General features: G+C 30.2%; 13 protein-coding genes. 4 read left to right on the forward strand and 9 right to left on the reverse strand.

The window, feature by feature from the left end:
- The first annotated feature begins 11 nt into the window (after positions 1-11).
- A complete protein-coding gene (locus CXF68_RS10645; protein WP_101044512.1) occupies positions 12-362 on the forward strand; it encodes a 4Fe-4S dicluster domain-containing protein in 351 nt (116 codons plus the stop codon).
- A gap of 136 nt (positions 363-498) precedes the next feature.
- Here CXF68_RS10645 and CXF68_RS10650 read toward each other — a convergent pair whose 3' ends face one another.
- From CXF68_RS10650 to CXF68_RS10670, 5 genes are all read right to left on the reverse strand, one after another.
- Positions 499-3,477: a TonB-dependent receptor domain-containing protein gene (locus tag CXF68_RS10650; protein WP_101044514.1), complete on the reverse strand. Its 2,979-nt coding sequence runs from the start codon at positions 3,475-3,477 to the stop codon at positions 499-501.
- Between the two features lie 252 nt (positions 3,478-3,729).
- On the reverse strand, positions 3,730-6,567 hold the full coding sequence (locus CXF68_RS10655; protein WP_232771638.1) for a TonB-dependent receptor: 2,838 nt from the start codon (positions 6,565-6,567) through the stop codon (positions 3,730-3,732).
- A gap of 102 nt (positions 6,568-6,669) precedes the next feature.
- A complete protein-coding gene (locus tag CXF68_RS10660) occupies positions 6,670-7,659 on the reverse strand; it encodes a FecR family protein (RefSeq protein WP_101044516.1) in 990 nt (329 codons plus the stop codon).
- 79 nt (positions 7,660-7,738) lie between these two features.
- Positions 7,739-8,305 carry an RNA polymerase sigma factor gene (locus tag CXF68_RS10665; RefSeq protein ID WP_101044518.1) on the reverse strand — a complete coding sequence of 189 codons (567 nt, stop codon included), beginning with the start codon at positions 8,303-8,305 and terminating at the stop codon, positions 7,739-7,741.
- Between the two features lie 276 nt (positions 8,306-8,581).
- Positions 8,582-11,551 (reverse strand): TonB-dependent receptor, encoded by a 2,970-nt coding sequence (locus tag CXF68_RS10670; protein WP_101044520.1) that lies wholly within the window; start codon positions 11,549-11,551, stop codon positions 8,582-8,584.
- 173 nt (positions 11,552-11,724) lie between these two features.
- Between CXF68_RS10670 and ychF the strand changes: the two genes are divergently transcribed.
- Positions 11,725-12,816 carry a redox-regulated ATPase YchF gene (gene ychF / locus CXF68_RS10675; RefSeq protein ID WP_101044522.1) on the forward strand — a complete coding sequence of 364 codons (1,092 nt, stop codon included), beginning with the start codon at positions 11,725-11,727 and terminating at the stop codon, positions 12,814-12,816.
- A gap of 66 nt (positions 12,817-12,882) precedes the next feature.
- Here the strand turns inward: ychF and CXF68_RS10680 are convergent, their stop codons facing one another.
- Positions 12,883-16,053, reverse strand: a complete 3,171-nt coding sequence (locus CXF68_RS10680; RefSeq protein WP_101044524.1) for a T9SS type A sorting domain-containing protein — start codon at positions 16,051-16,053, stop codon at positions 12,883-12,885.
- A gap of 457 nt (positions 16,054-16,510) precedes the next feature.
- Here CXF68_RS10680 and CXF68_RS10685 point away from each other — a divergent pair, with 457 nt between their 5' ends.
- Both CXF68_RS10685 and CXF68_RS10690 read left to right on the forward strand, forming a co-directional pair.
- Positions 16,511-17,410: a DMT family transporter gene (locus CXF68_RS10685; protein ID WP_101044526.1), complete on the forward strand. Its 900-nt coding sequence runs from the start codon at positions 16,511-16,513 to the stop codon at positions 17,408-17,410.
- Between the two features lie 96 nt (positions 17,411-17,506).
- Positions 17,507-18,181 (forward strand): DUF2461 domain-containing protein, encoded by a 675-nt coding sequence (locus CXF68_RS10690; RefSeq protein ID WP_101044528.1) that lies wholly within the window; start codon positions 17,507-17,509, stop codon positions 18,179-18,181.
- 114 nt (positions 18,182-18,295) lie between these two features.
- On the opposite strand, the gene CXF68_RS10695 is transcribed toward CXF68_RS10690, so the two are convergent.
- Genes CXF68_RS10695 through CXF68_RS10705 form a run of 3 tightly spaced genes read right to left on the reverse strand, consistent with a single transcriptional unit; the run spans position 18,296 to position 21,081 of the window.
- Entirely contained in the window at positions 18,296-19,045 is a 750-nt protein-coding gene (locus CXF68_RS10695) for an SDR family NAD(P)-dependent oxidoreductase (protein ID WP_101044530.1), read from the reverse strand.
- A 50-nt stretch (positions 19,046-19,095) separates the two neighbouring features.
- On the reverse strand, positions 19,096-19,674 hold the full coding sequence (locus CXF68_RS10700) for a TetR/AcrR family transcriptional regulator (protein WP_101044532.1): 579 nt from the start codon (positions 19,672-19,674) through the stop codon (positions 19,096-19,098).
- Between the two features lie 60 nt (positions 19,675-19,734).
- On the reverse strand, positions 19,735-21,081 hold the full coding sequence (locus tag CXF68_RS10705) for an MATE family efflux transporter (protein ID WP_101044534.1): 1,347 nt from the start codon (positions 21,079-21,081) through the stop codon (positions 19,735-19,737).
- Positions 21,082-21,129 lie beyond the last annotated feature (48 nt).

Here is a 21,129-nt window from a genome sequence, read left to right on the forward strand (position 1 = left end):
ACAGATTAATTATGGCTATTATAATAACTGATGAATGTATAAATTGTGGGGCGTGTGAACCAGAATGTCCGAATACAGCAATATATGAAGGGGCGGATGATTGGAAATATGAAGATGGAACCGATTTAAAAGGAGATGTTGTTTTACCTAATGGTGAAAAAGCCAATGCAGAGGATGTTCAAGAGCCTATTTCTGATGAGATATATTATATTGTAGCAGATAAATGTACTGAGTGCAAAGGTTTTCATGAAGAGCCTCAATGTGCAGCAGTATGTCCTGTAGATTGTTGCGTACCTGATGATGATAATGTAGAAACAGAAGAAGAGTTACTTGCTAAGCAACGTTTTATGCATAACGAATAAGGTATATTTTTTTAAAAAATAAATATTAAAAACCGAGCTAGAGCTCGGTTTTTTTGTTTAATTTTTCTGTAAAAAAAAGACCGAAACGTATACGTTTCGGTCAATTTTCAAATAAAAATAAACGAGAGTTTATAATTTAAAATTGGTAATTAACAGACAAATTAAACATTGTACCTAATTGACTAAAATGATATCCATCATATGTCATTTGAGAATAACGCTGATTGAATGTAATTAAGTTAGATTGGTTTTTAACTTGTACAGGATCTGCTAATATTGCTGAACCAGCTGCATTTTCTGCTTTAAAAGACCACTCTGGTAATACATTAAGTAAGTTATTTACGTTTAAAGCAACTGTCCAGTGACTATCTACGTTAAAGTTTATTCCTAAATCTGTAACAATTTTAGGTGTAAATTCTGTTCTTAAATTAGAATCCATTCCTTGTTGTTTAAATGTAGTTTTACCAAAGTATGTGTTGTTTAAAGATACACCGAATTTACCAATATCATAAGTTGTTCCTAAGATCCATTTTGTTTTTGGTCTAGAAGTGAAAAATAAAGCTTCTTGTGTGTCATTCACTACAGATTGGCCAGCATCAGAAACTATTTTCGGGTTTTTAACAGCGCCATCTCTTTCATTTTCAATAGTGTAATTACCAGATAAATTAAAGCCTAATTTGCCAGAACCTAATTCAATAGCTTTATAACCAACCACAACATCTAAACCTGATGTTTTAGTATCTAAAGCATTTACAAAGAAACTCAGGTCACTTAAATTATTTGCATTTAAAACTTGATCTAATGCAGTATTACCAATACTATTTCCAACAGCATCCGTTGCCGTTTTACCTATTTCAGTACTTAAAACAATTCTATCTTTTACGGCGATATTATAATAATCTACCGTAAAACTTAAGTGCTTGTTTACTTTTCCACCTACACCTATTGTAAAGTTTGTAGATTCTTCAGCATCTAATTTAGGAATTCCTAAAAGTTCAGCTTGAGATGATACATTATTTATTAAACCACCAACTTGTATTCCTTGACCAGGAATAAAGCTATACTGTGCTTTTTGCGTATAAATTTGATGTAATGTTGGGGCTCTAAATCCTGTAGATACAGACCCTCTTAAGGTATATTTATCTGAAATCTTGTACCTAGAACTTAGTTTCCATATAAATGTACTACCAAAGTCAGAATAGTTTTCAGCTCTTATTGTTCCACTAACAAGGAAGTCTTTTGAAATATCCCAATCTAAACTAGCATACCCTCCTAAATTATAACGACTAAACTTTCCTGAGTTTTCAGGGCTATTTCCAGCAAAAGAATCTGCTCCTCCACCATCATAAGAACCTAATTCTCCTTCAATTACTTCAAAAAGTTCTGCTCTAAATTCAGAACCAAAAGCAATACTTACTTTTTCTGATAGTATTCTTGAAATATCCATATTACCAACGTTATGAGAAAAAGAAGTTCCTCCTGGATCAAAAGAACGTTTACTGTTTTTTCTATATAATTGAGATCCTTGAGTAATTTCACCTGTATCTACTGTTCCGTTATTATTTGAATCAATCCATGTAGAAGGAGAGTATACTACATTTCTGTTGTGAGAATTACTTACTTTATAGGTTTGTGAATTACCTCCAGTTGTAAAACTTACATCAATATTCCACTCATTCTTTTTAGTCCTAAAACCAATAGTAGCATTATAATCATTTAATTCTCCTTCAAAGGTTGGAACATAACCATCATATCCTTTTTTTGCTCCTGGATTATTAGGGTTATTACCTGGGAAAAAATCTGCTAAATAATCCATGCTTTCTACTGTTCTCCAATATGGAGTTCTATAGTTAGCAAAAGAATTTACTTTTTTATATACATAGGCTGCGTTTCCATACATTTCGGTATTATCACTAATATTAAAACCAGCATTTATAGAAAATTTGGCAACAGCATTTTCGGGAGAACCATTAATGTTACCTGCATCAGGCCTTCTTCCAAGAAATTCATTAACATCTGCTTTACCTGCCGTATTTGCAGCTGTAATAGTAGATAATTTAGTGTTATACTCAGGGGTACCAACATACGAATTTGTAAAAAGAGCATTTGCTTGATCTTCACTCATTCCTGTTAAATCTGTACCTCCTAGAGAGCTACCATTAAGATAACTACTATAACTGTTAGGGTTTGTGTGTACGAAATCGGCATAATCCCCATCAGCATCTACTTTTCCAGGCCTATTTGATATCGCTGTTTTAGAAAAATCAGCAGTATAATTAACAAAACCTTTATCATCACCAATAGTAGATCCATTATTAATGGCTACCCCAAGCATTTCTCCATCTCCTTCACTTGTAATACCCGATCTAAAAGTTGCAGAGCCATTTTTGTAATCATCCTTTAAAATAATATTAATTACACCAGCAATAGCATCAGAACCATATTGAGCAGAAGCTCCGTCTCTAAGTACTTGTACACTTTTAATAGCATCTGTTGGTATACCAGAAATATCAGAACCTGTTTCACCACGCCCAGGAGATGTTTGTGTATACAGTAATGCACTTAAATTTTTACGTTTACCGTTAATTAAAATTAAAGTTCTACTTGGTCCCATATTTCTAATTTCGTATGGATCTAGTAAAGAAGTTGCATCATTTACAGGTGTTTGTACTGTGTTAAACGATGGTATTTTGTATTGTAAAGCTTTATCAAAACTAGCTTGTCCTGTAGATTGTAAATCTTTTGAAGATACAATGTCTATTGGTAAAGCACTTGTTGTATTACTTCTAGAAGGGGTTCTTGATCCAGTAATAACAACTTCATCTAACTGTAAACCTTCTTTTAAAGTGATCTTAAATTTTGATTTTCCGTTTACGATTATTTCTTGAGTTTCAAAACCAGAAAAGCTAACGATTAATGTGGCATCTGCTTTAACTGTTAGTTTAAAAGCCCCATTAAAATCGGAGTTTGCACCATTAGAAGTGCCTTTTTCGATAATATTGGCACCAGGTAAAGGCTGATTATCGCTATCTACAATAGTACCAGAGATTTGTGATTGTGACCACATAGCACTAGTACATAATATTGCAATAAGTAAAAGTTTAATTTTTTTCATAAAAAATCATTTAATTAATAATTATTAAGTCAATAATTTACAGTTAATTTGGTTATGTAGATTACTGGGTATATTATTAATAAGGGATAGGTTGCTTTTTTATACTCTTTAATTTTAACATTTTTTTTAGAAAAAATAAAAAAAAGCTATTTTGGATAGCTGTTTTATAACATAAAAAATATTTATTTAAAGTTTTTAAGCAAAATCAAAACTTTTATAAATGGGAGATTTAAATGTATCGAACTAGGGTTTTTAGAATGAAATCTGAATTTTTGTGTAGTAAAAAGCACCACTAGTTCCCATTTGTGTAGCATCCCACAAGCCACCGCTATCGGTAAATTTATCTTGTACAGTTGGATGGGTATTAAAAAGATTGGTAACTCCTGTTTGATAACTTATATTTTTTAAAAAATGATATCTTAAGTGTAAATCAACAGTGTATTTTGATTCATAAGTATCAGTAGCAGCTGTAATACGATTAGCTTCTGAATTGTTAAAAAAACTAAGGTCTTTACTTATTTGCCAATCTATTAGTTGAACACTACTAAATCTGGTAATGTTTGCGTTTAAATTAAATTTCTCCTTCTGATAATTAAAGTTTAAGCTAAATTTATTTTTAGGGGCAGATGCTAATAGAAAATGACGTTCTCTAATTCCAAAAAAGGTTTCTTTATCTAAGTTTTTGTTATTTACATTATCTATTTTCATAGAATTAATATTCCCAAAAAAACTAATCGAAAATTTAGACTTGTTAAATTTTTTAAACCAATTTATTTTAAGATCTATACCACGAGTTGTTGTATTTACTCCATTTGCGAAGAATTGTATATTTTCAACATTCAACCCTAATGTAGAAGGGGTAAAGTTTCCACTCAATATAATTCTGTCTTTTATAGAAATATAATAAGAATCAATACTGAAGTTAAAATTAGTAAATGGAGTATAAGCAAGACCAATACTTATGTTTTTAGCTTTTTCTTCTTTTAATTTACCAATACCAAATAGCCTTGTAATAGGGTTGTTATTGGCAATTAATAAAGATTCTGTAGGTTTGTTACCCATGTAATTTGTAAAGGCTAAATTGTAATATATTTGAGCTAATGAAGGGGCTCTAAAACCAGTGCTAAATGAGCTTCTTAAGCTAAGGCTAGGGGTAAGTTTTACCCGGGTAGCCAATTTAGAATTAAGAGTACTTCCAAAATCGCTATAGTTTTCATATCTTAAAGCAGTAGCAATCATCCAATTTTTTGTAAAATCAAATTCACTATCTATATACAAGCTTGAGTTTGTACGAACCCTTTTTAATTCATTATTAGGAGAGTATCCAGGAAAACCTTGTGAACCTCCAGGACGAATTTTGTTGTTTAAAGTAACCAAATCTGTTATAGGAGTAGAAGGAGTAACAGTATTACCGTATATATCATAGGAGTTGTATGAAGCTTTTTCTCCTGCAAAAATTTCATAGTTTTCTAGTCTATGTTCCGCTCCAAAAGCTACATTTATTCCTTTAAGTGGTTTTTTGAAGTTTCTAGAAAGGTCAATACTAGTTGTGTTTTGACTTAATGAATGGCCACCTGCATCAAATTCGGTTGGAGATTTATTAACTAATGTCGCATTTAATGTGTTTTTAATGAAGTAATGAAAGTTGTTAGCCCCATAAGTATTGTTAAAATCGATATTCCAGTTTTTATAGTTTGACCTTAGTCCTATAGAAAAAGATTTGTCTGAAATTTGTGAAGTAATTAAAGGGTTAAACCCATTAGGATAAATATCAGTTATATTTCTTTCTCCGTTTGGTTTTCTTGTAAAAGCATAAGCATTTGTGTTTTTTAAATTATAACCTCCATTTGTATAAATAACAGATTTACTTGTAATAGGGATTTCAGAATTAAAAAAAGTACTCATGTTTTTTATAGCTGCATCTCCAAACTTTTCTCTTAAATTTGTGCCTATTCTAAAGGTATGATCTTTAGATAAAAAATCAGTTGAAATATTTAAAAAACCATTTTCTAGTATTTTTGTACCATAGTTTATGTCAATCTTGTAGGTAAGTCCATCAATATTGTTTCTTTTTGGCTTATTGTTTACCGTAGCATTATTAAAACCTAAAGTTGTATTTACTTTAAGAGAATTTTTATTTTTTTTTAATATAATATTAATTACTCCAGCGATAGCATCTGAACCATATTGAGCAGAAGCACCATCTTTTAAAATCTCAATTCTTTTAATAGCAGAAACAGGAATTGTGTTTAAATCTGTACCAGAATTACCTCTTCCTCTTGTTCCGTATAAATTAATAAGCGATGCTTGATGTCTTCTTTTTCCGTTGATAAGTACCAATGTTTGATCAGGACCTAAACCTCTATAAGTAGCAGGCACAATATGATCGGCCCCATCGGCTCCAGATTGCTTTGTGGCGTTAAAAGACGGAATACTATATTGTAAAAATTGATTAACTTCTAATAACCCACTTTTTAATGAAATTTTATTAATATCAATAATATCGGTAGCAATGGCGGCATCTTTCTTTTTTCTTAAGCTATTTCTAGAACCTACAACTAGAATTTCATCTAATTGTAAACCTGATTGTAATATTATTTTTAGTTGATTATTAAAAGAGGTAATAGTTTGAGATTCGTAACCAACATGTGCTATGATTATAGGGTTATTCTTGTTTAGTTTTAAAGAGAAAGAACCATCAGATAAAGTAACAGTACCGTTATTAGTTTCACTTTCTATAATACTTGCTCCTTTTATAGGGCTATAATTAGTATTTAAAACAACTCCAGTAACTATTCTCTTAGTAATTTTTATATAATTATTTACCGAATCTAAAGTGTTTGTAATTCTTGTTTTTTCGGTTTTTGTATTGTTATAAATAACATAATAATTGTTACCTAGGTAATCTAATTTTAAAGAGGTGCTTTTTTTTAAAAGACGTAAAGCTTTTTTTAGAGAGAGCGTTTCAAAATTCGTTTTATTAATGAATTTTTCTTTTAAGTCGGTAGGGTTGTATGTAAAGTATATATTATGCTTTTTACTTAAATGATTGATAAGTTGTATAATAGGTGTTTTGTTTTTTTTAAACACTTGGCTATGTACTGTAGTAAAAAAGCATAAGAATCCAAAGATAATTATGTTAGATGAAAAGCGGTTTTTTAGTAGTTTTAATAGTTTGATGAATGGTATAAGTTATTTTTTAGAAACAACTAATTTAGTGTTTTCTTTTGTAATTATAACATTTGCAGACTTTTCTATAGCTTTCAAACAAATATTTAGGTTCGTAGTCGGTACTGTTCCTGTAATTATGGTATTCTTAATTTTTGTGTTCTTAAAAATAATTTTATAACCGTAGGTTTCGGTAACTTTTTTTAAAGCATTAGTTAATGTGGTGTTATTAAAAGTTAAGGTACCATTTTTCCAAGAAGTTTTTTCTATAGCTATTACTTTGGTATGATCTTCTAAAATTTTATTTTGTTTTGCAGAGAAAGAGATAAAGTCACCTGGAAGCATTTTTTTTGACTTTCCATTTTTTAATGATAACCAAATATTGCCTTCTTCTAAGAAAACTTGAGTTTTTTCTTTTCTAGAATTTACATTAAACATAGTACCATAAACTTCAACTTTTAGATCGTTCGTAAGTACCCAAAACTTTGCATTTGTAGATTTTTTCTTATCTACTTGAAAATACGCTTCACCTTTTAACCAAACTTTTCTAAAGTTATTTTTTGAGTAAGAAAGGGTTGAATTAGCATTTAAGGTAACAGTACTTCCGTCTTGAAGTTTTAAGTTTAATGTTTCTCCAAAACCAGTTGTATATGTTGTGATTGTATTATTAGAAGCATAAAAACCAATAGATAGAAATAAAACAATAGTTGCAGCAATTCCAATCCATTTACTTTTTTTAAAAGAAATTTTTTTAGGTGTTTTTTGTTTTTCTAAAACTTTTTCCTCAAAAGCATTCCATTCAAAATTTATTTTTTTTTCAGGAACAAGATTCTCTTTAAATTGGAGGCCAATAATAATATCTTTTGCTTCTTTAATAAGTTCTTTTTTATCAAGGTTGTTTTCTAACCAATAATTCCAAAATGATACATCGCTCAATTTTGTATTCAACGCCCAATTTTTAAAAGAGGTATCGTTTAAAAAGTCGTTAATGTTATTGTATGTTTTATTCGTCATTATTTAATGTAGGAAAAACGTATGCTTATATACTTATAAGTACTTAAATTAGAATATATACTCTTTTAAGATTGCAAATTTAAGAATTAAATAATTGTAATATTTTAATTTCATCTCTTAATCCTTTTATAGCTTTATGTATGTTATTTACTACGCTTTGGTAGTTGATATCCATTACATCTGCTATTTCTTGAGTTTTAAGATTACAATTATATTTTAAATATAAAACTTCACGTTGTCTTTTGGGAAGTTTATTTAATAAGATGGTTAAGTTTTTGTTTCTAAAAGTAGTTGATTCTTGATGGGTAATAAGTTCTTCAGGAGTAAATTGAATATCAACAATATTCTCGTTAATATTACGTACCATTTTTGTTTTTTGATTTTTCTGAATTATTTTAATAATAAATCTTCTATAAGAAGTAAATAGATATGGAGCAATATGATCTAAATTACTTAAGTTTTCTCGATGTTCATAAATGTACATGAAAAAATCTTGAAGAGAATCTTCTGTAACTGTTTTGTTACCAGAAATTTTTAATCCATAATTAAATAAACTAGAATAATAATTTTTAAAAAGGGCCCCAAAAGCTTTTAAATCGCCCTCTTTTAAGGATTTCCATAAAATTTCATCAGACAATTTTTTCATAAACAAAAGAGAATGTTTGGTTTAAATGTTCTTGAAATATAATAAAAAATATTTAAATGTTTTTTTATTTCCTTTTTGTTTAATGCAATTCAACTTAAATTGAGTTAAAAATGAAAATTTAAATGATAAGTTATCACTTGCTTTAAATTTAGATGTTAACTTAAAATTGTGTGCACGTTATTTGCATCTACTTTTTTAGTTAGAGGAACTAGTTTTGTATATAAAAAAGACGTCTAAAATTATTTTAGACGTCTTCATTTTTTATTTTTAGTAATTTTATTTTAAATTAAAGCTAACTCTAGCAAATAAGAATCGACCACTAATACCAAATTGTTGAGATCTTCTAGACCAATCAAAACGACCTCCACTACGGTTAGCTTCAATAGCTCTATCTGGGTAAATATCTAATAAATTATTAGCACCTACTGTTAACGTTAAGTTTTCTGTAGCTTTGTAACCAACGGATAAATCAGTAACAATTTTAGAACTAAATTCTTGTTGATTAGCTATTGAACTTGTTGCTTCAGATACTTTGCCAAAATACACATTTCTAAAGAAAATATTAAATTTACCTGTAGTTAAATTATTGGTTAAGTTTACTTTAGCTCTTGGTACTGCTTCTTCTAAATAAATTCTACTATCTTCAGGAAAATAAGTACTTTCTTGTCCTGCATCTTTTAAAATTTGTGAAGAGTTAATTCCGCCTTCTTGTCTTGTCTGAGAAAAAGTTCCTGATAAGTCAGTTTTTAATTTTGTGTTTTCTCCAAAAGTTGCTTTGTGCGTAATTACAACATCTACTCCTGTAGATTTTGTATCTATAGCATTTGCAAAGAATGCAGCTGCTGTTGCATTTGCTTGAGTTAGTAAAGTTTGCAATTCTGCATTTGCTGCATCAACTGGTACACCGCTAGCATCAAGTGTCGGTTTAAACTGACCTGTATATACTACTCTGTCAGCAATATTTACAATATAACCATCTACGGTAAATGAAAGATTAGATTCTGGTAACTTCGCTGTAAAACCTGCACTAAAACTATTTGATGTTTCTTCTTTTAATTTAGGAATCCCTAATAATTGCGCTGCTTTGCTATCATTCGAAAAAGTACCAACTTCAACAGGTACACCGTCTTGGAAAATCGTAGAAGTAGAATTGTAGTTTAATTGATGTAATGATGGAGCTCTAAAGCCAGTATTAAAAGACGCTCTAATTCTAAAATTGTCAGAAGCTTTATATATAGAGGCTAATTTAAAGTTCAGCGTAGAACCAAAATCTGAATAATTTTCATAACGTGTTGCAAAAGTAGTTGAGAATACGTCAGAAAACTTAGCATCTAAATCTACATAGGTAGCAACACTACTACGAGCTCTATCTAATTCATTTTTTGGACCAAATCCTGGAAATACCTGAGAGCCTCCTGGTCTTGAGTTTCCAAAAAAGTCTTTTAAAGGAGTTGTACCAGTAACACCATTAAAGGCCGAACCGTCAGCTTGATATTGTGTATAAGAAGCTTCTTCACCAGAAATAATTTCGTAATTTTCAAGCCTATATTCACCACCAAAAGCGACACCAAAACCATCAAAGGTATTTTCGTAAAACTTAGCTATATCTAAATTAGTCGTATTTTGAGAAAAAGCAAATCCACCAGCATCAAAAGTTGTTCTTGATGCATTTCCTTGAGAAGCATTGTACGTATTACCAATTATAAAATTAAAAGCATTTTTACCATAGGTATTTGAAAAATCGACACTCCATTCACCAATTTTACCTTTAATACCTATAGCTAATGATTGATCAGAAATCGTTGAGTTAATTTCTGGTAAAAAACCATTAATATACGCAGGGGTAAATGTTCTACTTTGGCTTGGTAGTCGGTAAAAACCAGCAGAATTACCATCTCTAGAGCTCATCCCTGCAAAAGAATATAATTCTGTGGCATTGTCATCTAAAGGGAGTTTAAAGTTCGCAAAGAATCGACCTCCACGTACTTTAGATTGACCTACTCTCATATTAAAATCAGTTCTTTGTAAACCTCTTGCTGCTAATTCAGAAGAGGTAGCATCTGTTTCTAATAAACTTTGTAAAGCTCTGAATCTTTCTGTATCTGTTCCTGTAGTTGGTGTTACGTATCCTGCTGTACTAGCAAATCCTTGTAGGTCAGAAAACAAAGCTAATTCATCACTATTCATAACATAATCAGGTATTGTTAAGTCTGATCCTCTAGAAGGTATGGTTCCTAAAGATAAAAAATCTGAAGAATTGTAACCAGTTGTATTTGCTAATCTTTCAACAGCATTGAATCCATTAAAAATACCGCCTTCCCATTCTTTCATTCTGTTGTATGATTTACGTACATCAAAATCCCCAGAGAAAGTAATAAAACCACCTTTTTCACCTAAAGGTAATCCGTAGCTAGCGCTAACGTTAGTCGTTTCACCATCTACACCACCTGTTTGAGAATTCGCGTTTTTACTAAAGTTTGCACCTGTAGTAACAGACATAGATAATTCATTGACAGTTTCGTTTAAAACAATGTTAATAACACCCGCAATAGCATCAGAACCATATTGTGCAGCAGCACCGTCTCTTAATACTTCTAATCTTTTAATAGCAGAAGCAGGTATTGCGTTTAGATCTGTACCCACAGAACCTCTACCAAAAGTACCATTTACATTTATTAAAGAAGAAGTGTGTCTTCTTTTTCCGTTTATTAAGACTAATACTTGGTCAGGCCCTAACCCCCTTAATGAAGCAGGATCAACATGATCTGTTCCATCTGAAATTGTTTGTGTATTAGAGGTAAATGAAGGAGCTACAAAATTTAAAATTTGGTTTAAATTTACTTGTGGCGAGGAAGCCGCTAATTCTTTTATATCGACAATGTCAATAGGTACTGGAGAATCAATGGCTGATCTACTGGGGTTTCTAGAACCTATAATTACAATCTCATCTAGCTCTAAGCCTTCCTTAAGAATAATACTAAAATTTATTTTTCCATTAAGGGCAACCTCTTGAGTTTCAAAACCAGAAAAACTAATAATTAATACTGCATTAGGAGCTACACTAATGTTAAAATTACCATCTAAATCAGATGAACCACCGTTGTTAGTCCCTTTTTCTAGGATATTGGCGCCTGGTAAAGGATTATTACTGATGTCTTTGATTGTTCCTTTAATTTGTACTTGGGCACTTATTAGTTGTATGCCTAAGAATAAAAAACAAATTAAAAAAAAATGTTGTCTTTTCATATGAAGAGTTTTTTTGTTAATATTTACTAAAAGTAGTGAAATCAAATATAAAATGTAATAAAAATACCTAATTAGTATCTAATTAGGTAATTCTTTAAAAATTTTAATTTCTAATATTTTTAGAAATCAAAACATTATATTTGCATTCGCAAAATTTTCAATAAAAGAATAGAATGAAAGCAGGAATTGTAGGGTTACCAAATGTAGGAAAATCAACATTATTTAATTGTTTATCAAATGCAAAAGCGCAAAGTGCAAATTTTCCGTTTTGTACTATTGAGCCAAACATCGGTGTTGTAAATGTACCTGATCCTAGAATTCAGGTTTTAGAGGGGATGGTTAATCCTGAAAGAGTAATGCCGGCAACAGTTGAGATTGTTGATATTGCAGGATTGGTAAAAGGAGCAAGTAAAGGTGAAGGTTTAGGAAACCAATTTTTAGCAAATATTCGTGAAACAGATGCAATTATTCACGTATTACGTTGTTTTGATAATGATAATATTATTCATGTTGATGCTTCAATAGACCCTATTAGAGATAAAGAAACTATTGATATTGAATTACAATTAAAAGATTTAGAAACTGTTCAAAAACGTTTAGAACGTGTAAAAAGAACAGCTAAAACAGGGAATAAAGAAGCGCAAATAGAACTAGAAATCTTATTAAAAGTTGAAGAAACTTTATTACAAGGAGTTTCTGTAAGAGCTATTGAGTTTTCAGAAAAAGATAATGAAATTGTTAAATCATTACAGTTTATTACTGCAAAACCAGTATTATATGTTTGTAATGTTGATGAAGGTGCTGCTGTTAACGGTAATGACTATGTTACTAAAGTAAGAGAAGCTGTAAAAGATGAAAATGCAGAAGTAATTGTTTTAGCTGTAGGTACAGAAGCTGATATTACTGAATTAGATGATTATGAAGAGCGTGAAATGTTTTTAGCCGATATGGGGTTAAAAGAAGCTGGTGCTTCTGTTTTAATTAGAGCTGCTTATAAATTATTAAATCTACAAACCTATTTTACGGTAGGAGTAAAAGAAGTAAGAGCTTGGACTATAAATGTTGGTGATACAGCGCCGCAAGCAGCTGGAGTTATTCATACGGATTTTGAAAAAGGATTTATTCGTGCAGAAGTAACTAAATATGAGGATTATACTTCTTTAGGGGGAGAGCAAAAAGTAAAAGAAGCTGGTAAATTAGGCGTAGAAGGAAAAGAATACATCGTTCAAGATGGTGATATTATGAATTTTAGATTCAACGTGTAATATTATAAATAAAGATTCAAAATTAAAACGCTCCGTTGAATTATATTCAATGGAGCGTTTTTTTTATTATTTTACAATCATTCTTTTAGAGTTAATCTTTACTCCATCAGTATATAATGTGTATATATAAACACCTGAAGATAAAAATTCATTATCGTAGATAATACTATTTTCACCTCTATTATTAATCATTACTTTTTGGATGAATTGACCAATATTATTATGTATTTTCAAGTATGCTGTAGTAACGTTTTCAGGAATATAGAAAGCTATTTTAGTTTCTAGTGAAGATGGATTAGGAACATTTTGATAAAGAGCTGCTTCTGGATTTCTATTTTGAGGGATATTACCATCACAAGCACAGCTTTCTATTCTTTCTATTCTTTCTATTAAGTTATTTATTTTAGATTCATGAGCTGCTAAAATAGGAGATAAGTCTACTGAAACTGAATTTCCATTTTGAATATCTATTTGTAGTATATTACCTGTTAAAACAGTTGTTAAATCTTGATTATCTGTTCCAATACCATCTTTTAAAACAGCTAAGTCAATTGAGTTTCCATCAGCAATACTTAATGATGTTCCTGTTAAAGTAAGATTTTGATTATCTGTATTATCCTTATAAGCAGATAAATCAATAGTTGTAGCATCGTTAGTTAAACTTAATATATTAGAGGTTGTATTAATTGTTAAGTCTTGATTATCTGTATTGTCTTTATAAGCAGACAAATCAATAGTTGTAGTATCGTTAGTTAAACTTAATATATTAGAAGTTGTGTTAATAGTTAAGTCTTGATTATCCGTATTGTCTTTATAAGCAGACAAATCAATAGTTGTAGTATCGTTAGTTAAACTTAATATATTAGAAGTTGTGTTAATAGTTAAGTCTTGATTATCCGTATTGTCTTTAAAATCAGAAAGGTCTAAAGAATTCCCTCCTGAAATTACAATATTATCTCCAGTGAGGCTTAAGTTTTGACTATCTGTGTTGTCCTTATAAGCAGATAAATCAATAGTTGTAGCATCGTTAGTTAAACTTAATATATTAGAGGTTGTGTTAATAGTTAAGTCTTGATTATCCGTATTGTCTTTAAAATCAGAAAGGTCTAAAGAATTCCCTCCTGAAATTACAATGTTATCTCCAGAGAAGCTTAAGTTTTGGCTATCCGTATTGTCCTTATAAGCAGATAAATCAATAGTTGTAGCATCATTGGTTAAACTTAATACATTAGAAGTTGTGTTGATAGTTAAATCTTGATTATCCGTATTGTCTTTGTAAGCAGATAAATCAATAGTTGTAGTATCATTGGTTAAACTTAATACATTAGAAGTTGTGTTGATAGTTAAATCTTGATTATCCGTATTGTCTTTGTAAGCAGATAAATCAATAGTTGTAGCATCATTGGTTAAACTTAATACATTAGAAGTTGTATTGATAGCTAAATCTTGATTATCCGTATTGTCTTTAAAATCAGAAAGGTCTAAAGAATTTCCACCAGAGATTAAAACGTTATTTCCAGACAAACTTAAATTTTGGGTATCCGTATTGTCTTTATAAGCAGACAAGTCAATGGTTGAAGTATCGTTTGTTAAACTTAATACATTAGAAGTTGTATTAATAGTTAAATCTTGATTATCGGTATTAATTGCAGATTCCCATGCTGTACCATTCCATGCTAGGAGCGATTTTTCTTCAGAATCATACACTAACATACCAATTTCGACTAGACTTAAACTACTTGTTAATGTGGTTCTTTGAGCGGTTGTTAATCTATTTAGTAAAAAACCTTTATCAGTATCAGCTAAATGAATACTCGATTTTATATTTGGAGCATTCGTTCCAATTCCTACAGTAACTCTATCGGTAGCTGTAATACCACCTAAAATCATGGTATTACTTAGTGTTGCCTTAGATCCTGCACCTATAGCAGAGGCATAACTTAAGCCATCCTCAATACGAACATTGTTACCAATAGCGGTAGAAAAATCTCCTTTAACACTTACTTTATATCCTAAACCGACGGAGTTAGCCTTAGTAATGGTATCATTAGCACCTATTAAAACGGAATAATGTGATCCATTTGGCGCGTAATTTTTATGACCAATACTTATGGTTTCTAGCCCATTATTATACCCATAATTACCAATAGTCATATTTCTATAATGTTCTGATTTAGCTTCATGCCCAATTAAAATAGCATCATCTCGTTTAACTTTAGTATTGGTACCAATAAACAAAGCTCTACTAACATTGATAGAACTTCCACTATAAATATAATCTGCTTTAGAACCAATTCCTATATTATCGTGGCCCTTTCTGTTCGAAAAACCAGCTTCAAAACCTAAATAGGTATTGTAATTGGCTCCTCCTACATCATTTGTTCTATTATTATCCCATCCCGCTCTGGCACCAACAAATGTATTGTAACTACCATATTCAGTAGCTGCACCTGCTGCTTGACCAATAAAAGTATTATAAGAGCCACTACCAACATCAACACCAGAAGAATCTCCTACAAATGTATTATAACTGGCTTCTTTTCTAAGGGCAAGAGTAACACCTGAGCGACTATTTAGATCATAACCAGCTTGATTACCAATAGCAGTATTTCTGTCACCACTTGTTATGTTAAAACCAGCTTCTGAACCTACAAATGTATTATCTGATCCTGAGTGTTCAGTATCTGTATTCGGTGCTTTAGTTGATGAAATATCATAGACTCCTCCTGCACCTGCTTTATGACCTATATATGTATTATCATCTCCTGAGTAATTCTGTGCTCCAGCAACTTCACCTAGAAAAGTATTATCGTCCCCTTCAAAATTAGAAAACCCTGCAGCATCACCTATAAATGTATTGTCACTTCTATTTACAGTAGCATAACCTGCCCTAAAACCTATAAAAATATTATCTACAGCTGTTGTATTATTATAACCAGCTTCATATCCCATAAAAATATTACCATCTGCAGTTGTACTATTAAAACCAGCTTTATAGCCTATAAAAGTATTCCAAAGTGATGATGTTGTTATTTTTTTACCAGCAGCAAAACCCATAAATGTATTGTATTTACTTCCAGTACCTCCAGCACCATTTGCTATAGAATCGCCGTAAAAAGTATTGTACTCCGCGCCTTGACCTGTGTTGTCCCCAGAAAAATGATTGGTGTTTTGAGCAAAACTTATTGAAGTAATAAAGAGGAATAAAATTAACTGAAGGTGTAGTTTTTTGTACATAAGAGGGTGTTTAATTAGCTATTGCTAATTGATTGTTTTAACAATATCTTATAAGACTTAGAGAATCATTATTAAATTAACCATTGTGTTTACGTTCTTTTTAAGAATCAGCGTTCTGTTAATTCACAAAAAATACGATACGTAAAACCTATTGCAGTACTCACTTGAGTACCTTAACTACGATGCTCTTTAAACCTTATGATATTTTTGTCAAAAATACATTATCACTATGTTTTAGCTATTTTTTAAAGGTGGACAAATAAGGGGAGAATAGGTGGACAAATAGGGGGACATACACGAATCAAAAAACTAAAAAACATATACTGACACATTAAAATCGCGTATTGATAGGAGCTTTTTTATTTATATATTATTTTTTAAAGAAAAGAAAGTTGACCATCGTAAATAATAATTTTTTAATATATCAAAAAAAAAGAAGTAGTGTTATGTTTGTATAATGAGATTAAAAAATAACTTTACGTATGGTGTATTATTAGGGATTTTAGGAATCGTTTTATTTTCTTCTAAAGCTGTAATGGTAAAACTCGTATATAGATACGATGTAGATGCAATTAGTGCTTTATTGTTGAGAATGCTTTTTTCTTTTCCTTTTTATATACTAATTGCGTATTATTATAGGAATGAAAATAAAGAGATAACGAATACAAGAAAAGATTATTTATGGATCTTTTTTTTCGGTTTTGTTGGTTATTACTTAGCTAGTTTTTTTGATTTTGTAGGCTTAACATATATCAAAGCGAGTTTAGAACGTATCATTTTATTTATATACCCAACAATTGTATTGTTGTTTAATAAGTTATTCTTTAAACAACCTATAAATAAAAAACAAAGACTCGCCATTTTTATTACCTATTTAGGTATCGTAATTACATTTGGAAGCGAAGTAAGTATTTCAGGAAGCAATACTTATTTAGGAGGTTTCTTTGTGTTGTTAAGTGCAATAACTTATGCCTCATATTTGGTAGGAAGTGGTTGGTTAATTCCGAAATTTGGTGTTATGCGTTTTACGGCGTTTGCAATGTTAATATCATGTATTTGCGTTTTTATACATTTTGGAATTACCTCAAATGTAAATATTTTTAGCTTTTCATGGCAGGTATATGCTTTGGGTTTTCTTATAGCCGTTTTTGCGACGGTTATTCCGTCATTTTTGGTTTCAATATCTATAAAATTAATAAATTCGTCAAACTTTGCCATTGTTGCAGGAGTAGGGCCAATATCAACAATTATACTTGCTACTATTTTCTTAAATGAAACAGTAACGATGCTACAAGTAGGAGGGATTATAATAGTCATATCAGGAATTTTATTAATTTCAAAAAGCAAGAAAAAGTAGTTTTATAAATATACGGTTTTATGCTTTTATTAAAACTTAATCGATATTATTATTCCGCTAAAATTAGTATCTTCCACTTCCTAAAATTCAATAGTAATGCAAATAGAAAAATCTACTTTTCAATTTTTAAAAGACTTAAAGGGAAATAATAATCGTGATTGGTTTGCAGAAAGTAAGAGTTTGTATGATCTTTCTTTACTTAATGCAAAAGAAGTTTTTTCTAATATTCATCAAAATGTAGAATTACATGATGAAATTGAAAAACAAAAAATATATAGAATATACAGAGATGTACGTTTTTCAAAAGATAAAACTCCTTATAACCCTCGTTTTGCAGTTTCATATTCAAGAGGAGGAAAGCATTTGCGTGGTGGCTATTTTTTACAAATAAAACCTGGAGACACTATTTTAGGAGGAGGGTTTTGGCAGCCTGAAAAAGAAGATTTACTTCGTATTCGTAAAGAATTTGAATTAGATGCTACTGAAATAAGAGAGATATTAGCAGAGGAAGATTTTGTGAAGCACTTTGGTGGGAAATTAGAAGGAGATGAATTGAAAACGGCTCCTAAAGGATTTGATAAAGAACATAAATCTATCGATTTAATAAAGAAGAAAGGTTTTATAGCTATTCGTAGGTTTACAGATAAAGAAGTAATGTCTAAAAATTTTGTAAATGAAATTGACGCCTCATTTAAAGCACTCCGACCTTATTTTAATTTAATGAGCGATATACTTACTACTAATTTAAATGGAGAAAGTTTAATAGAGTAACGATACTTATCTTCTGAATAATTAGGAATCGATTAAAAATTATTCATATTATTTTTTGATAAAACCCTTGTGAATTTAAATTCACAAGGGTTTATAGTTTTCATTAATTTGAAATTATATTTGACTTAAACCTCCATCAACTTCTAACTCAACCCCGTTAATATATGAAGCATCGTCTGAAGCTAAGAATAATGCTGTATTAGCAATTTCTTCAGCAGTTCCGAATCTACCTAAAGGTACTTGGCTAGCAAACCCTTTACCCATTTCTTCAACAACTTCTTGTGGTAACCCCATTTTTCCATAAATAGGAGTATCTATAGGACCTGGTGCAATTGAATTTACACGTATACCTCTCGATTTTACTTCAGAAGTTAGTACTCTAGCATACGCTCTTAACGCACCTTTACTAGCAGAGTAAACAGATAAACCATCAAAACCTTTTTGATGAACAATAGAATTTGTAAATAGTATACTACCTTTATCATTCATATGTGGTAAAGCTTCTTTTGTCGCTAGCATTGGTCCTTTAACGTTAATGTCAAAAACTTCATTATAATGCGCAGCTGTAATGTCAGTAGTAGGAGCAACAGGAGCAACTCCAGCATTTAAATATAGAATATCTATATTACCATATTTCTCAATAGTTTTTTGGATTAGTGTTATATTATCTTCCTCTATAGATACATCTGCAACAATAGTTATAAAATCACCAGATAAGTTTTTTGTTGCTTCTTTTAAAGCATTCTCTCTTCTGCCTGCTAATACAACTTTTGCTCCGTGTTTTAAAAACAGTTTAGCTGTTGCTAAACCAATTCCACTATTTGCACCTGTGATTACAGCTACCTTGTTTTGTAATTTATTCATTATTATTTGTTTTTATTTGAAACGTTCGTTTCAAATTAAGTTAAAAAAAATTATTTTAATATAGAAAGGGTTGTTTTCACTATGCCCTCTAGTTTATTATAATCGTTCATTAAAATACCAGAAATACTTAAACCTTGAATAGCGTTTAGTAAGTATAATGCATATCCATGAGAAGAATTATTATTATTAATAGAACCTTCTTGTTGTCCTTTTTCTATAAGTTCTTGAAATAATTGAATCATATTTTTATGATTATTATTCAAAAAGTTATTAATTGTAACTTCTTGATTGGCCATTTCTGAAGTACAATTATTAATTAAGCAACCTATGTTATTATTTACTTTATTATTTTTAATATTTAAGTTAAAAATAGCTTCTATTGCTTGAATAGGAGAATTTACATTACTTAATACTTTTTCAACAGTACATTTAAAAGAAGCTTGATAATCCTTTAAGCAAACCATATAAAGGTCAAGTTTGCTACCAAAAGAATTATATATACTCGAACGGTTTAAACCAGTGGCATCTACTAGATCTTGCATAGATGTTAAACTGTAGCTTTTACGATGAAAAACTTCAGTTGCCTGTTTTATTACAGCTTCTTTATTAAATGTTTCTACTTTTGGCATCTTACTGGAATGAACGTTTCAAATGTATAACTTTTTTTAATAGACAATTAAAAAGAAATGTTAAATTTTACATTTTAGGTTTAATTTGATTTCTTTTTGTAGGAAAAAAAAAGTAACGATAGTCGATAAAATATCAGCTATGGGAAAAGACATCCATACGCCGTTTATTCCATAATATTTGGGTAAAATATATACCAATGGAATTAAGAAAAAACCTTGTTTTAATAATGTTAATAGTAAAGCAGGTAAAGCCTTTCCTGCTGCTTGAAAATAAGCTGAACCAATTAATTGAGTTGTAATTACGGGAATAGCTAAAAATGCTATAATTAAAGCATTAGGTGTGCGACTTAATAGTTCTTTATCATTAGTAAATAAACTAACCAATTGAGTAGGAAATACCATTATTAAAATAAAAATGAAAGTTGCGATTACTGTTCCAAATAGGATGGCAACTTTAATAGATTCTTTAACTCTTTTTGAATCATTAGCTCCATAATTATATCCAGCAATTGGTAAAAAACCTTGGGTGACACCTAATACAGGAAAGAGAGCAAACATCATTACTCTATTAATAATTCCGTATACAGCTATTGATACTTCTCCTCCATATTTAAATAATGTATAATTTAGAATGATAATTAGAATACTAATAGTTCCTTGCCTAACAATAGTAATACCTCCTAAAGCAATTATTTCTTTTAAAATTAAAAAATTAATTTTTAAATATTTTGGAATAATTTTAAGTTCCGTATTTTTTGATAGAAAAAACCATAAAACAAATAACCCGCTTATTCCATAAGAAATTGAAGTTGCTAAACCAGCTCCATACATTCCTAAGTTCATGAACTTTATGAAAATAATATCTAAAATAATATTACCTATGGCTGGTAAAATCATGGTAAACATGGCGTAATTAGGTTTCCCAACAGCTCTTATTACTGGGTTTCCCATCATAGCAAATGCTAAAAAAGGAACTCCCCAAATAATGACATGAAAATATTCGGTAGCTGGAGCTACGATATTGCCATTAGCTCCAAACAATTGAAGAATAGGAAAGCAGAATAAAGTTCCCATTGCTACAAATAGTAAGGATAAACCAACAGTTAAGCTAATTTGGTTACCAAATACATTAAAGGCTTTTAAAGTATTTCCTTTACCCAAATTCCTGGAAATTATGGAACTTCCACCAATACCAATTCCCATACCTATAGAAGAAATTAAAAAAGCGATAGGCAATACTACAGTAATAGCAGCTATAGCCATAACGCTAATCCAGCGTCCAACAAAAATAGTATCAACAATCATATTTAAAGACATTACTAAAATACCTATAGATGCAGGTATTGCTTGCTTTAAAAGCAATTTACTTATTTTTTCTGTACCAAATTTGCTAGTAATTTTATTCATAAATAATTTTAAACATTCGAATATCAGAAATATTATGTTACAACGACA

It is taken from the genome of Tenacibaculum sp. Bg11-29 (genome assembly GCF_002836595.1).
In the GTDB taxonomy this organism is placed as follows: Bacteria; Bacteroidota; Bacteroidia; order Flavobacteriales; family Flavobacteriaceae; genus Polaribacter.